The organism is Dellaglioa sp. CoH-56-MRSF-13, assembly GCF_056782095.1.
In genome coordinates, this window is record NZ_JBXAYC010000002.1 from 162,238 (window position 1) to 176,141 (window position 13,904).

Annotated in this window: 15 protein-coding genes and 1 other RNA gene; 2 read left to right on the forward strand and 14 right to left on the reverse strand. The window is 32.9% G+C overall.

All coding sequences use genetic code 11. The annotated features are described in order from the left end of the window. Window positions 1-2: 2 nt before the first annotated feature. The 11 genes from purS to AC1RP1_RS02615 all read right to left on the reverse strand — a co-directional run bounded on the left by purS (window position 3) and on the right by AC1RP1_RS02615 (window position 8,120). Window positions 3-254 (reverse strand): phosphoribosylformylglycinamidine synthase subunit PurS, encoded by a 252-nt coding sequence (gene purS, locus AC1RP1_RS02565; RefSeq protein ID WP_409022561.1) that lies wholly within the window; start codon window positions 252-254, stop codon window positions 3-5. Then, window positions 254-973 carry a phosphoribosylaminoimidazolesuccinocarboxamide synthase gene (purC, locus tag AC1RP1_RS02570; protein WP_481761407.1) on the reverse strand — a complete coding sequence of 240 codons (720 nt, stop codon included), beginning with the start codon at window positions 971-973 and terminating at the stop codon, window positions 254-256. The genes purS and purC overlap by 1 nt, the downstream gene beginning before the upstream one ends. A 200-nt stretch (window positions 974-1,173) precedes the next feature. Beyond that, window positions 1,174-2,469: an adenylosuccinate lyase gene (gene purB, locus AC1RP1_RS02575; RefSeq protein ID WP_481761299.1), complete on the reverse strand. Its 1,296-nt coding sequence runs from the start codon at window positions 2,467-2,469 to the stop codon at window positions 1,174-1,176. A 15-nt stretch (window positions 2,470-2,484) separates the two neighbouring features. Then, complete coding sequence (purK, locus tag AC1RP1_RS02580; RefSeq protein ID WP_481761298.1) at window positions 2,485-3,606, reverse strand: 5-(carboxyamino)imidazole ribonucleotide synthase; 1,122 nt, start codon at window positions 3,604-3,606, stop codon at window positions 2,485-2,487. Then, window positions 3,599-4,084, reverse strand: a complete 486-nt coding sequence (gene purE / locus AC1RP1_RS02585; RefSeq protein WP_481761297.1) for a 5-(carboxyamino)imidazole ribonucleotide mutase — start codon at window positions 4,082-4,084, stop codon at window positions 3,599-3,601. Before purE ends, purK begins: the two co-directional genes overlap by 8 nt. A gap of 175 nt (window positions 4,085-4,259) precedes the next feature. After that, complete coding sequence (locus AC1RP1_RS02590; protein WP_481761296.1) at window positions 4,260-4,652, reverse strand: EbsA family protein; 393 nt, start codon at window positions 4,650-4,652, stop codon at window positions 4,260-4,262. A gap of 124 nt (window positions 4,653-4,776) precedes the next feature. Then, window positions 4,777-5,379: a nitroreductase family protein gene (locus tag AC1RP1_RS02595; protein WP_481761295.1), complete on the reverse strand. Its 603-nt coding sequence runs from the start codon at window positions 5,377-5,379 to the stop codon at window positions 4,777-4,779. A gap of 141 nt (window positions 5,380-5,520) precedes the next feature. After that, window positions 5,521-6,657 carry a THUMP domain-containing class I SAM-dependent RNA methyltransferase gene (locus tag AC1RP1_RS02600; RefSeq protein ID WP_409022567.1) on the reverse strand — a complete coding sequence of 379 codons (1,137 nt, stop codon included), beginning with the start codon at window positions 6,655-6,657 and terminating at the stop codon, window positions 5,521-5,523. Between the two features lie 91 nt (window positions 6,658-6,748). After that, window positions 6,749-7,112: RNase P RNA component class B (gene rnpB / locus AC1RP1_RS02605), an RNA gene on the reverse strand. 33 nt (window positions 7,113-7,145) lie between these two features. Beyond that, window positions 7,146-7,487, reverse strand: coding sequence for a cell division regulator GpsB (gene gpsB, locus AC1RP1_RS02610; RefSeq protein ID WP_481761294.1), 342 nt, complete (start codon window positions 7,485-7,487; stop codon window positions 7,146-7,148). A 66-nt stretch (window positions 7,488-7,553) separates the two neighbouring features. Further along, window positions 7,554-8,120, reverse strand: a complete 567-nt coding sequence (locus tag AC1RP1_RS02615) for an SLOG family protein (protein ID WP_481761293.1) — start codon at window positions 8,118-8,120, stop codon at window positions 7,554-7,556. Window positions 8,121-8,231: 111 nt separating this feature from the next. On the opposite strand from AC1RP1_RS02615, the gene recU reads away from it, so the two are divergent. Both recU and AC1RP1_RS02625 read left to right on the forward strand, forming a co-directional pair. Continuing rightward, window positions 8,232-8,837: a Holliday junction resolvase RecU gene (gene recU, locus AC1RP1_RS02620; RefSeq protein ID WP_481761292.1), complete on the forward strand. Its 606-nt coding sequence runs from the start codon at window positions 8,232-8,234 to the stop codon at window positions 8,835-8,837. A 35-nt stretch (window positions 8,838-8,872) separates the two neighbouring features. Beyond that, window positions 8,873-11,119, forward strand: a complete 2,247-nt coding sequence (locus tag AC1RP1_RS02625; protein WP_481761291.1) for a transglycosylase domain-containing protein — start codon at window positions 8,873-8,875, stop codon at window positions 11,117-11,119. Between the two features lie 60 nt (window positions 11,120-11,179). Here the strand turns inward: AC1RP1_RS02625 and AC1RP1_RS02630 are convergent, their stop codons facing one another. The 3 genes from AC1RP1_RS02630 to AC1RP1_RS02640 all read right to left on the reverse strand — a co-directional run bounded on the left by AC1RP1_RS02630 (window position 11,180) and on the right by AC1RP1_RS02640 (window position 13,852). After that, the gene (locus tag AC1RP1_RS02630) at window positions 11,180-11,890 is read right to left on the reverse strand and encodes a DnaD domain protein (protein ID WP_481761290.1); all 711 of its coding nucleotides are present in this window, start codon (window positions 11,888-11,890) and stop codon (window positions 11,180-11,182) included. A 72-nt stretch (window positions 11,891-11,962) separates the two neighbouring features. Continuing rightward, window positions 11,963-13,264: an asparagine--tRNA ligase gene (asnS, locus tag AC1RP1_RS02635; protein WP_409022573.1), complete on the reverse strand. Its 1,302-nt coding sequence runs from the start codon at window positions 13,262-13,264 to the stop codon at window positions 11,963-11,965. A gap of 90 nt (window positions 13,265-13,354) precedes the next feature. Then, entirely contained in the window at window positions 13,355-13,852 is a 498-nt protein-coding gene (locus tag AC1RP1_RS02640) for a cell wall elongation regulator TseB-like domain-containing protein (protein ID WP_481761289.1), read from the reverse strand. Window positions 13,853-13,904: the final 52 nt, after the last annotated feature.

A 13,904-nucleotide genomic window follows, 5' to 3' on the forward strand; every position in this document is an offset into this window, starting at 1 on the left:
GATTAAGCCTCCACTTTTTCAAGTTCGTAACGATATTGCTCCATATTTGGATTAGCTAATAATTTATCACAAATCGCATCAATTTTTTGGTCTATCTCTAATTCAGTTGCTTCAACCTTTAACACAAAATATTTACCAACTCGAACGTCACTAACACCTGAGAATCCTAATCGGTTAATCGCTTCATTAACAGCTTGACCTTGCGGATCTAAAACTGATTCTTTATATGTAACGTAAACTTTTACACTATACATTATTTGACCTCATTTCGATTTTTTAGTCGGTTTAAAACATCTTGATATACTGGAATAATGCTACCTTGGTTTTTTCTGAAAATATCCTTATCTAATGATTTATGTGTCTTCGAATCCCATAAACGTGCATTATCAGGTGAAAATTCATCTGCCAAAATAAGTTCCCCATGATACCGACCGAATTCAAGTTTAAAATCAATTAAATCAATATTGATGTCTTTAAATAATTTATACAGTAGCTGATTAATATGAAGGACTTGTTTCTTTATTTCGTCCATTTCTATTTTAGTCGCAAAATTTAACGCAAAAATTTGTGACTCATTTATTCCAGGATCGTCTAGAGCATCATTCTTATAATAGTATTCAATAACAGGAACTGTTAATTTAGTTCCTTCAACTTGATCAAATTTACGAGCAAAACTACCTGCAATAGTATTTCGTAAAACAACTTCAATTGGAATTATTTCAACTTTTTTAACTAATTGTTCGGTTTTAGAAACATCTTCAATGAAATGTGTTTTAATACCGTTTGCCATTAAATAAGAAAAAATAATATCAGATATTTGATGGCTTAATAATCCCTTACCTAATATTTCTTCTTTCCGTTTACCATTAAGTGCGGTAGCTTGGTTTTTGTATACCATTCTTAATACTTCTTCATCATTAGTTTGATAAACATCTTTAGCTTTTCCTTCGTAAATCAATTGATCCAAGCGAATAGCCCCCTTAAGAATAAAAACATATAAAAATATACTTTTTAACTAAATAGTTCGTTCTTTACAAATATAGTTTAACAATTACTATATAATTTATCAAGGTAAAATACGATTATTTTTATATTTTTTTAATTTAAAGTTCGTATTATGGCAAACAAAAAACCATAAAGCTATTAAAATAACTTTATGGTTTACATATTTCTTTAAATGAGACCAATTCGTTCGAAAATAGCATCAACATTTCTAATATGATAATGATAATCAAAAGCATCATCTAAGTCTGCTTGAGTTAATGCAGACATTATTTGTTCATCTGCTTCTAATAAGGGACGGAACTGTATTTGTTGATCCCAAGAGATTGCCGTCTTAGGTTGAATTAAATCATATGCAGCCTCTCTAGACATGCCACTATCAATTAATTTAAGTAAAACTCTTTGGCTGTAAATAAGACCAAAAGTACGGTCCATATTTTTTTTCATATTTTCCGGAAATACTGTTAATTCTTTAACTATTTTTGTAAAGCGACGTAGCATGTAATCTAATAAAATAGTTGTATCGGGTAATATAATACGTTCTGCAGAGCTATGTGAAATATCTCGTTCATGCCATAATGTAACATCTTCGAAGGCAGTGACCATATGTCCTCGAATGACACGCGCTAACCCTGTAATATTTTCTGAACCAATTGGATTACGTTTATGTGGCATAGCTGATGAACCTTTTTGGCCTTTAGCGAAATATTCTTCAACTTCTCGTGTCTCACTTTTTTGTAATCCACGAATTTCTGTTGCCATTTTTTCAATCGATGTTGCAAGAAGAGCCATCTCAGAAACATAATTAGCATGTAAATCTCGTGGTAAGACTTGTGTCGATATTTCTTGAGGTCTAATTCCAAGATGCTCACAAACATAAGTTTCCACAAACATTGGGATATTGGCAAATGTTCCTACAGCACCACTAATTTTTCCAGCTTCAACATCTAATGCTGCATCATTAAAACGAATTTGATGACGTTTCATTTCAGAATACCACAATGCAATTTTCAATCCAAATGTTGTTGGTTCAGCATGTACACCGTGTGTTCTACCCATCATAACAGTATCTTTATATTCAACTGCTTTATCAGCTAAAACAGCCATAAATTCTTCAATATCCTTACGCAAAATTTCATTAGCCTGTTTTAAAATAGATCCATACGCTGTATCAACTACATCTGTAGAAGTTAATCCATAATGAACCCACTTACGTTCTTCCCCTAGAGATTCTGAGACAGCTCTTGTAAAGGCAACGACATCATGCTTTGTTTCTTGTTCAATTTCTAAAATACGATCAATATCAAAACTAGCATTTTTACGAATTTTTTCAGCGTCTTCTGCTGGAACATGGCCTAGTTCAACCCAAGCCTCACTAGCTAATGTTTCAACTTCTAACCAAGCTTTATATTTATTTTCATCTGACCATATGGCACCCATCTCAGCATTTGTATAACGATCAATCATTTTTATCTTCCTCTCTTAATCCCAAATTTTCGTTTGATATACATCAATTTTAGCTTGCTCAATATTATCGGTTAATATCGTTACATGACCCATCTTACGATCTTGTTTTGCTTCATTTTTACCATAAAAATGAAACCGCCATTGACCTTCATTTTGAATTTCATTTAATACTGACTGGACATGTTGTCCCAAAATATTAATCATAATAGCATGACTTAACAACTGTGGTTTTAACATTGGTAAATTACAAATTCCTCTAATATGCGCTTCAAATTGTGATAAGGAACAGGCCTCAATTGTTAAATGTCCGGAATTATGTGGTCTAGGTGCAATTTCATTAACATAAACGCCACCTGAATCTGAAACAAAAAATTCAATCCCCATTGTTCCAACAGACAAACAATCATCAGCAATTTGACTTGCAATAATTTCAACTTCTTTTCTTGTCTCAATCGATAAACGACTCGGACAAGAACTCTCATGTAAAATATTATGACGATGTTGATTTTCGATAATCGGAAAAATACTTTGTTGGCCTAATTCATTTCTAGCAATGATAACGGAAACTTCACGATCAAACTGAACAAAGCCTTCTAACACGCATGTTCTATTTTGAATCAATTTTCCCGCTTCAATCAAATCAGCACTTGTCTTTAAAATAACTTGTCCTTTACCATCATATCCGCCACGAATCGTTTTTAAAATTGATGGGTACCCAGTTATTTTAATGGCATTTTCTAAATCATCAAAACTTTGTATTAATTTAAATGGTGCGATTGGATAATTATGAGCTTCCAAAAATTGTTTCTCACTAATTCTATCTTGTGAAATACGCAGTGCAGTCGACCCTTGTGGAACATAGCAATATTGCTTTGCTGCATCAATCGTATCAGCATCTACATTTTCAAACTCAAACGTTAGTACATCACACATTTTTGCAAGATTTAAAATAGCAATCTCATCGTCATAATCTGCAATCACTTGTTTGTCCGCAACCTGAGCAGCTGGGCAATCTTTTTGCGGATCTAATATAATCACACGATAACCCATTTCTTTTGCAGACGTTGTCATCATTTGTCCTAGCTGACCACCACCAATAATACCAATTGTTTGTCCTGGTAATATCCTTTTAATCAAGTAAATCACTACTTTCCAAAGATTTTTGATGGAGTGATAATTGATATGACTTTAAATTATCTTTTATAGTTGAATCACTTAAGGCACAAATTTTTGCGGCAAAGATGCCGGCATTTGTTGCACCTGCTTTACCAATTGCCATAGTTGCTACGGGTGTTCCCGCAGGCATCTGAACAATTGACAGTAAAGAGTCTATTCCATTTAGCGCATGGGACTGCACCGGAACGCCTACTACAGGGATGACGGTTGAAGCTGCAATCATTCCTGGTAAATGTGCGGCACCACCCGCACCAGCAATAATAACTTCATACCCATTTTTATCCGCACTTTCTGCAAATTTAATCATTTCTATTGGCATTCGATGTGCCGAAATAACTTTTTTATCATACTCAATATCAAGTTCATCTAATAAATTAGCCGTAAATTTCATTGTGGTCCAGTCGGAAATCGATCCCATTACAATTGCTATCTTTGCCATTCGATTACCTCCAAATTTAATAAACCTATTCTATCAACAACTCAGCGTTGTGTCAAAGCAAAAAAAGGACGAAATTAAAAAATTAATAAAAATAGTTCGTATTTTAATGGATATTCAAGCTATTTCTCTTTTTAATATTTCTTTTTTATAAAAAAATAAATGACACCTATTGGCATCATTTATTTCCCTTTTTAAGGTCCGTGTATAATTGTAACTTGCTTCTAGAATTCAAAACAACTGACTTTTTACTATTGGCTAAATAAAAAGATAGTCCAAATCTTCTTAATTTAACTTGTTTTATTGCGGAAATTTCAATTATTTCATTATGTTTTCGAATAACCTTAGTTAACTTAATATTTTTGTCGTCAACTATTAATTTACGATTCAAGATTTGAACAATTGATACAATAAGAAAAAGTATAAATAAAACAATTGTCCAAATTTGTAATGTTGTTATCTCTAACCATAATAATAAACTACCTAAAAATAAGCAGAACGTCCATGACCATAAAATAACCGTTTTAGCTAGCTCGGGTTGATAAAAATATGTTTTTTGATATTTTTTCATGCTTATGATCTCCTCTAACACAATAAAATTATTCTTCTATATTTAAAGCTTAACATAATTGATCAGATATTCTATATTTTTCCATAAAAAAAGATGAAACCTTAAGTTTCATCTTTTTGAACTATTATTTAATAACTAAGAATCTGTCATCATCTAACATGAAATCTTTATCTCCTGCCGCTGCTTCAATTGAACCAAATGGCATTTGTGCACGTAATTCCCAGTTTCCAGGGATATTAAACGCATTTTTAATTTCAGTATCAATAAGTGGATTATAATGTTGTAAACTTGCGCCAATACCATTTTCAGCTAATACTGTCCAAACACTTTGTTGAGCACCGCCCAAACCTTGTTCTGCCCAAACTCTGAAGTTATCAGCGTATAAAGCAAAATCTTTTTCATTTTGAGCAACAACATCAGTATCTATAAAGTATAATATTGTTCCAAATCCAGCACGGAATGTTGCAATCTTTTCTTGAGTTTTCTTATATGCTTCAGCATTAGGAACCTCAGATTTAAGACGTTTTTCAACGATATCCCAAACCATGTCTGAATTTTTACCATATAAAATTGCTGCTCTAATTGTTTGATTATTGAATGATGTTGGTGATTTCTTTATAGCATCCTCGATAACACCAGTAATTTCATCAGGTGTTTGACTTACTTTATCCCCTAAAGCGTAAATTGAACGACGTTGTTCCATAAGATCTAATAATTGAGTTTTCATAATTAATTTCCCCTTCTCTATTTGAATAAACTTAGTATATCACTTACTATTAATAAGTAAAGAGATAACACTTATTTTTTTTATCTTAAATAAAAAAAGCTACCTAATCGTTGATTAGATAGCTTTTAAACTTATTATTTATTATGCTCTTGGTTTACGTTTACCCCAATATTGGAAATAATCCGTTCTCAATGAGCCATTATATAGCTTACGTTTTTTAGATGCTCTTGAACCATAATATTCTTCAAAAGTTAAGTCACTTGTTAAGATATATTTACTCCAAGTAGGCATTTGTTTATAAACAACACCCATCTGTTTGTATAAAACACGTACAGATTCAGTATCGCTCAATCGTTCACCGTATGGTGGGTTAGCGACTAAAACACCATTTTCTTTTTCTGTTGTAAAATCTTTTGCAGCAAGTTGCTTGAATTCAATACTATCCAAGACGCCAGCTTCAGCGGCATTCTTTTTAGCAATTTCAATCATGCCAGCATCAATATCATAACCTGCTATATCTAATACTACATCAAGATTTGCTTCACCTTTTGCTTTTTCTCTTAAACGATCAAATAGTCCTTTTTCAACAAAATCCCAATCTTCGAATACAAAATAACGACCGATACCAGGTGCAATATTATGTCCCATTAATGCAGCTTCAATTGGGATTGTTCCTGAACCACATACTGGATCAACAAAAGGTTTTTCTGGATACCAATTAGTTAACATAACTAACGCAGCTGCCATATTTTCTTTTAAAGGAGCATAACCCTTTTCAACACGATAACCACGTTTAAATAAACTGCTACCCGTTGTATCAAGTGTCAATAAGACGTTATCTTTATTAATAGCAACTTCCAATGGATATTTTGAACCCGTCTCTGGTAAGCGTGTTGTACGGTGATAGACATCACTTAATTGATCAACAATTGCTTTTTTCACGATTGCTTGGGCATCTGGAACACTATAGAGTGTTGATTTTTGAGATTTTCCTTGAACAGGGAATTCCGCATCTAATGGTAAAAACTTATCCCAAGAGATTGCTTTTGTTTGTTCAAATAAATCGTCAAAAGTCGTAGCCGTAAACTCACCAACAATGATTTTAACGCGATCTGCGGTTCTCAACCATAGGTTTGTATTAATAACATCTTCCATTGTTCCTTCGAAGCGGACACGACTATTTTCTACTTGAACATCATAACCCATATGTTTAAGTTCGTTTCCAACAATTGACTCAATACCGCTAGCTGCGGTTGCCAATAATTTAAAAGTTTCCATTTTGCACCTTCACTATAATTTAATTTTTTTAATAAAAAAACTAGGATAAAAGAAAATTCTTCATCCTAGTTCATCCTGAAATCATGTAAATTTCTATAAGCCATGTTTTGTACGTCATCCATCTCAGGCGATGAAATCAGTGGTAATCATCTATCTCCAGATATTATCTGCCCCCATGATTTGTTCATTTCCGTCATGAAGCGCCCCTACCAAAGTTTGGGTTGCCTACTCGTGGGGTTTACCGCGTTCCAGCAATACCGTTTCCAATATTGTATCGTCTCTGTGGCACTTTACAGATTACTTTGACATAGCCGAAGCCTTAGTCATTTTATCCGCCGTTACCCGAAGGTACCTTGGCTTATTTTTTCACCAAGCACGAACACTACAAGCATCTCAGCTTGTGCAAGCATGGACTTTCCTCAGCCTAACTTAATAGACCGCAATTACCCGAAATTTACACTGAATCTATATTACATCATTCAATTAATTTAAAATTGATTTCTAGAATTTTCATTCTCATCTAACTGTGCACCAAACACACGACGTTCCAAATTAGATAATCGTTTAAGAATATCCATATTTGAAGTTGTAGATGTTGTTTGGGTCGTCTGTGAACTTTTACCAACAGTAACCTGTTTTGTAAGTTCGTCGACTTGAGCAATTAAACGATCATTTTCTTCTTGAAGTTTTTTGACTTTCTTATCAAAGGTTTCATAATCTTTAATAACATCGTCAAGAAATTCGTCAACTTCTTTAGAATCATATCCACGCATTTTTGTTTCAAAATGTTTTTGTAAGATATCTTTAGGTACAAAATTAACATCCGTCATATTCGTACACCTCATCACTAATTTCTCATAAATAATGTTAATACCTGTTTATTATAGCAGAATTATTTAATAATTCAAATGATTATTTTGTTCCTCTTCCATTTCGTTTGCAATATCTTCTAATTCCATAAAATCTATCATACGTAATGCATAGTTTTTCACTTCTTTAGTTTGCTTTATTTTTAATAAATCAAATTTTGTTTTGCCTTCATTTTCTGAATCATAAAGTAATAACGCGCCATCTGTGTGTTCTATCATAAAAGTTTGATAATTTTTTAATTGCTGTGGCGACTGATAGGTATCCTTACTAACATAATCAGAAAAATCTACATCATTTAATATTTGATTTAAAACTAATTTTTTATCATCTTTCCAATTATTACCAAACTCTTTGAATGGTAGCATAACTGATACCTTGAAATCAGGATATTCATTTTGTATATCTAGGCAAATTTGTGCCGTCCATTGCTCAACACCAAGCTGAGGGCCAGTTATAACCCACTTCAATCCATTTTCTATTTCATTAATAATATTTTTTTTAATTGCGCTTTTAATGATTTTTATTTTAAGATCATTTTCATTAAAAATACCTAATTCGTATGTTCTATAACCAGTCACCCATAAACGCTTCATAATTGATTAAATATTCCTTTCTTATATTAAGAATATGTTACCAAATCCTTTAAAGCTATTAAATTATATCACTTATTGTTATAATATTTTAGATTGGAGCGTGAAATAACTGTGAGTATTAATTATCCTAATGGAAAACTTTATGAACAATCACCTTTAAATACGCAAAAAAAGTCAAATATGCTGTTGTTTGGTAAACGGGGGATGTCATTAGAGGATGATATCAACGTAAGCAACGCATTTTACCTTGCTCATAATATGGCTGTCATTCACAAAAAACCAACGCCTATTCAAATTGTAAAAGTTGATTATCCTAAACGAAGTGCAGCTGTTATTAAAGAAGCTTACTTTCAAACTGCGTCAACAACTGACTACAATGGCATATACGATGGCCACTATTTAGATTTTGAAGCTAAAGAAACTAAAAATAAAACTTCATTTCCGTTAAGTAATTTTCATGAGCACCAAATTAACCATATGAAATCATGTGTATTACAAAGAGGAATTAGTTTTGTTATAATGAAGTTCACAACCTTAGGTAAGGTCTACTTACTACCATCAAAAACGCTATTTACTTACTGGGATAAGCAGAGTGTTAATGGTCGTAAATCAATTCCATTGAAAACAGTCCAAACTGAAGGATTCGAGATACAATATACTTTAAATCCGGTCATTCCCTATTTAAAATACGTTGATAAAATGATAGAGCATCTATAATTAAGGCTTTATATAATTAAAGGAGAATTTTATTTATGGCAACAGCTGATAATAAAGGTACTACTCGTGTTGCGCGACGCGAACAAGAAATAAGCACTAACAAAAAAGGCAACAAAGGTAAAAATAGTAAAGGTAAACTTTTTAAACGTATTTTTTTGAGCTTACTTGCTCTATTCGTTATTGGCGTAATTGCTAGTATCAGTTTATTTTTCTATTACGCCAAAGATTCACCAAAAATAACATCAAGTAGTCTTGAAAGTACCCCTGCAAGTGTCATTTATGCAAAGAATGATGAAATCATCACTACCTTAGGAACTTCAAGAGTCTACGCTGAATCGTCTGACATGCCGCAACTATTAAAAGATGCCATTGTTTCAATCGAAGATAAACGTTTCTATAAACATAATGGCGTTGATCCTGTGCGAATTGTAGGTGCAGCCTTGTCAAATATCACTGGTGGATCAGCTGGTCTTCAAGGTGGTAGTACTTTAACACAACAACTTATTAAATTATCTGTCTTTTCGACAAAAGCATCTGATCAAACAATAAAACGAAAAGCGCAAGAAGCATGGCTAGCATTACAAGTAGAGCGTAAATACAGTAAATCTCAGATTTTAACGTTCTATGCTAACAAAGTCTTTATGGGAAATGGTATTTACGGGATGCAAACTGCTGCAAATTACTATTTCGGTAAAAAATTGAATAAATTAAATACAGAACAAATCGCGTTAATTGCTGGTATTCCTAATGCCCCATCTTCTTATAATCCTTACGCGCATCCAGAATACGCAAAGGAACGACGTAATGAAGTTATTGATGCAATGTTAGCAAATAACAAAATTTCGGCAAGCGAAGCAAGTACAGCTAAAGCGACACCAATTACTTCAGGCCTAAGAACATCACATTCTGCCGAAAAAGATACTTATAATGCAAAAATTTCTGATTCCTATTTAAAAGAAGTTATTCAGTCTGTTAAAGATAAAGGTTTTGATCCTTATAACAGTAGTCTTAAGATTCGTACAAACTTAGATTTGGATGCTCAGAAACGACTTTATGATATAGCTAATACAAATAACTATGTGGTCTATCCTGACAGTAAAATGCAATTAGCTGTTACCATGGTTGATTCAAAAACTGGCGCTATTTCAGCTATGATTGGTGGCCGTAAACAAACAAATGTTACTTTCGGGTATAATCGGGCTGTCGCAACTAGTCGAAGCAACGGTTCAACCATGAAACCTATTATGGATTACGGTCCTGCTATTGAATATCTAGACTACCCAACTAATCAAAAAGTTAGCGATACAAAATATTACTACCCTGATGCTACTACAAAACAATTAAATGATTTTGATAATAGCTATCTTGGAACAATGACAATGCGAAATGCTTTGATTCAATCACGTAATATCCCTGCTATTCGGACACTTGAAGCGGTTGGATTATCAAAAGCCCAAGGATTCGTCAAAAAACTTGGTGTCTCTAAGGATCAAGTTGATACTTACTCATCTGGTATCGGTGCAAACATGTCAACGACTCAAAATGCAGAAGCCTATGCAGCATTTGCAAATGGTGGAACTTATCACAAAGGGACTTATATTTCAGAAATTGAAAGAAAAGATGGTACAGTTGAAAATTATTCTAGCTCAGGTACTAGAGCAATGAAAACATCAACTGCTTATATGATTACTGATATGCTAAAAGGTGTTATTAATAGTTCTAATGGTACAGGTACGGCAGCTCAAATACCGGGTCTTTACCAAGCGGGTAAAACCGGTACTACTGATTATCCATCAAATGTTGCTTCTAAATTTCCATCTAGCGCAGTTATGGATTCATTATTTTCCGGCTATACTTCAAATTACTCAATTGCAGTTTGGACAGGTTATGATTCACCATTAGTCGCAAATAACTACTTAGATGTTAATTCTCAACATCTAGCTGTAGGTATTTATAAAAACTTAATGCAGTACGTTTCCCAATCAGTTTCAAATACGGATTGGACAAAACCTTCTGACGTTTATCTGAAAAATGGCGAATTATCATTAACAGATTCATCTACTGCAGAAACAACAACAGCAGATAGCAGTTCATATTCAGTTCCTAAGATATCAAATAGTTCTAGTTCTTCAGAAGAATCTAGTTCAAGCAGTTCTTCTAGTTCAAGTAGTTCTAGTTCTTCAGAAAGTTCTAGTTCATCTAGTAGTTCTAGCTCCGCTATTAGTTCAAGTGCTTCATCTAAAGCAGACAGCAGTAAAGCCGTTTCGTCTGCTACTCGTTAAATAAAAACCTGGCGATATTCAGTTAAAATTCTGAATATCGCCAGGTTTTTATTTATTTCATTAATTTGACCAATGATATAGGGGTATTTCCGGTTTATCATTAGATTCTTTTGTATTGTCATTATTCTTCACATTATTTGAAAAGTTCTGTTGTTGTCTTTTTTCTTTATCTTTTTTTATGTCTTGACTTGTTTTTATATGCTTCTTTTCCCAATTTAGTAAAATTCTATCCATATATTTTAAACTGTATGCCTGATTAAGGACAGCTTCTTTCAACGCCATCAAAATTAGTTCTGGAATATAGTGGTCTTGATCAATCCACATGCTAATACTTTCTAATTCCATTGGTGATAAAGGTCTTCCAAATTCAACTTCAATTTTTTCATAAACCTCTTTTCGAGAATTATTACTCTTAACAACTTCAACCTTTTCTTGTGTCCTATGACTTAAATTATTTAATTTTTCATATAACACACTAAAATCAAATTGATCGGTGCTGTACCCATTTGAATCATCAATTGTTTTGATAGAAATAACTTTTTTTTCGATTAATTTCTGCAGTAATGTATAGGTTTCCTGGGCCGTCACGCCCATTTGACTGGCAATTTGATTTGTATCTGGAAATTTATTACCTGCTTGATTAAAGCTTAATAGATGGATTAAGAAAATTAATTCATCACTTGATAATCCAATTTTTCGATAATTCCGTAAAATTAAATTAGACACATGGGTTTCCCCTGCTTCTAAAAATTGACTCATAAATGCATCCATAACGAAAATGCCTCCTTAATTAAGAAAAGAACCTTAAACAATTTCGTTTAAAGGTTCTTTTTCTCTACTTTTTTATGGGTAAATACGGTTTAATAGACGTGGGAATGGAATAGCCTCACGTATATGTTCTTCACCTGTAATCCAAGTTGTTGCGCGTTCTAATCCAAGACCAAATCCTGAATGAGGAACACTACCATATCTTCTTAAATCTAAATACCATTCGTAATCTTTTTCGTTCAATCCAGCTTTTTTAATTTGTGCTATTAAGTTATCTACATCAGTTTCACGTTCTGAACCACCAATAATTTCGCCGTAACCTTCAGGAGCTAATAAGTCAGCACAAATAACGACGTCTTCTCTCGTTGGATGTGGTTTCATGTAAAATGGTTTAATTGCTTTAGGATAGTTTAAAACGAATACTGGCATACTGAAATGTTCTGCCAAATAAGTTTCTTCAGGAGATCCAAAATCATCACCCCATTTAGTATCAGGAAATTCACCAGAATTTTGTAATAATTCGACGGCTTCATCATAAGAAATTTTAGGGAATGGTGTTTTTGTATAACTTTTTAAGACTTCTTTATCTCTTTCGAGAATATCTAAAGCATAGTCACAGTTATCTAAAACATTTTGTACTAAGAACGCAATATATTGTTCTTGTACTTCAAGACTTTGTTCTTGGTGCATAAATGCCATTTCGGGTTCAATCATCCAAAATTCAATTAAATGGCGTCTTGTCTTAGATTTTTCAGCTCTAAAAGTTGGTCCAAATGAGAATACTTTACCAAAGGCCATTGCCCCAGCTTCTTCATACAATTGACCTGATTGTGACAAATAGGCATCTTTGTCAAAATATTTAGTATGGAAAAGTTCAGTTGTACCTTCTGGTGCACTACCAGTTAAGATAGGCGCATCAATCTTTATAAAACCTTCTTTATTGAAAAATTCATATGTTGCGCGAATAATTTCATTTCTAATTTGCATAACTGCATATGGTTTCGTTGAACGTAACCATAAATGACGATGATCCATCAAAAATTCTGTTCCATGATCTTTAGGTGTAATTGGATAATCTTGACTATCACCAACTAATTCAAGTGATTTAACTTCAATTTCATAGCCAAATGGTGAGCGTTTATCTTCATGAATCTCACCAATAACGTAAAGGCTAGATTCCTGATGTAACTCTTTTGCCATTTCAAAAGTTTCTTCACTGACATTACTTTTTATCACGACACCTTGGAAAAAGGCACTTCCATCTCGTAATTGTAAAAATGCAATCTTACCACTTGATCTTTTATTAGTAAGCCAAACACCGATTTTTACTTCTTCGTCTACATGGTTTTTAGCATCAATTATACTAATTGTTTTCAATAAACTTCCTCCTCATTACGGTCCTAGTTGCTAGATCGATTTCATTCCTTTTATAATATCATTAGTCAGATATATTAGTCCATAAGACAATTATATATTTTCAACGGATTTTAAAACTTTACCATTTGAGAACTGCAGTGTTTCATAACAAAGAGCTTTTTTCTTGTTCAAATAACTCACTTCCCATGCAGGTACACCGTTGTATATACCAAGTCCGACATTCAATATTTTACTAGGTTTTTTTTCATTCCAGATATAAGTTAAAATATCATTTTTTGTCTTACCATTTGATTGTGATAAGACTTTAACTTTTCCACCTTTTTGAGCAACAATCACATAAATTCTTTTATTAGCTTTTGTTGTCCCTGCAACTGTAAAATAAGTTGCATCCCTATTATATCTATAAAATGCTGTTTCTTTATCTAGTTTTGCGTATTTTTTAGCAATTGTAACAGCTTCTTTTTCAGCTGTAGCCATCGGTGATTTTGCGCGATTATATAAAATAAAAGCACTTACCACAATAACTAATATCGTACCAAGTATCGAAAGAAAAACGATGTTTTTTGATTTTTTGGGGGATCTTCGCATGATCAATTTTTCTCCTGTCTTAGTTTTATACGGTCATATTATAACAGACATT

Bases quoted from the DNA above. Each gene is read 5' to 3' on its own strand.
- purS (WP_409022561.1), bottom strand. From the start codon at position 254: ATGTATAGTGTAAAAGTTTACGTTACATATAAAGAATCAGTTTTAGAT.
- purB (WP_481761299.1), bottom strand. From the start codon at position 2,469: ATGATTGATCGTTATACAAATGCTGAGATGGGTGCCATATGGTCAGAT.
- purE (WP_481761297.1), bottom strand. From the start codon at position 4,084: ATGGCAAAGATAGCAATTGTAATGGGATCGATTTCCGACTGGACCACA.
- AC1RP1_RS02590 (WP_481761296.1), bottom strand. From the start codon at position 4,652: ATGAAAAAATATCAAAAAACATATTTTTATCAACCCGAGCTAGCTAAA.
- AC1RP1_RS02595 (WP_481761295.1), bottom strand. From the start codon at position 5,379: ATGAAAACTCAATTATTAGATCTTATGGAACAACGTCGTTCAATTTAC.
- AC1RP1_RS02600 (WP_409022567.1), bottom strand. From the start codon at position 6,657: ATGGAAACTTTTAAATTATTGGCAACCGCAGCTAGCGGTATTGAGTCA.
- gpsB (WP_481761294.1), bottom strand. From the start codon at position 7,487: ATGACGGATGTTAATTTTGTACCTAAAGATATCTTACAAAAACATTTT.
- AC1RP1_RS02615 (WP_481761293.1), bottom strand. From the start codon at position 8,120: ATGAAGCGTTTATGGGTGACTGGTTATAGAACATACGAATTAGGTATT.
- AC1RP1_RS02625 (WP_481761291.1), top strand. From the start codon at position 8,873: ATGGCAACAGCTGATAATAAAGGTACTACTCGTGTTGCGCGACGCGAA.
- AC1RP1_RS02630 (WP_481761290.1), bottom strand. From the start codon at position 11,890: ATGGATGCATTTATGAGTCAATTTTTAGAAGCAGGGGAAACCCATGTG.
- AC1RP1_RS02640 (WP_481761289.1), bottom strand. From the start codon at position 13,852: ATGCGAAGATCCCCCAAAAAATCAAAAAACATCGTTTTTCTTTCGATA.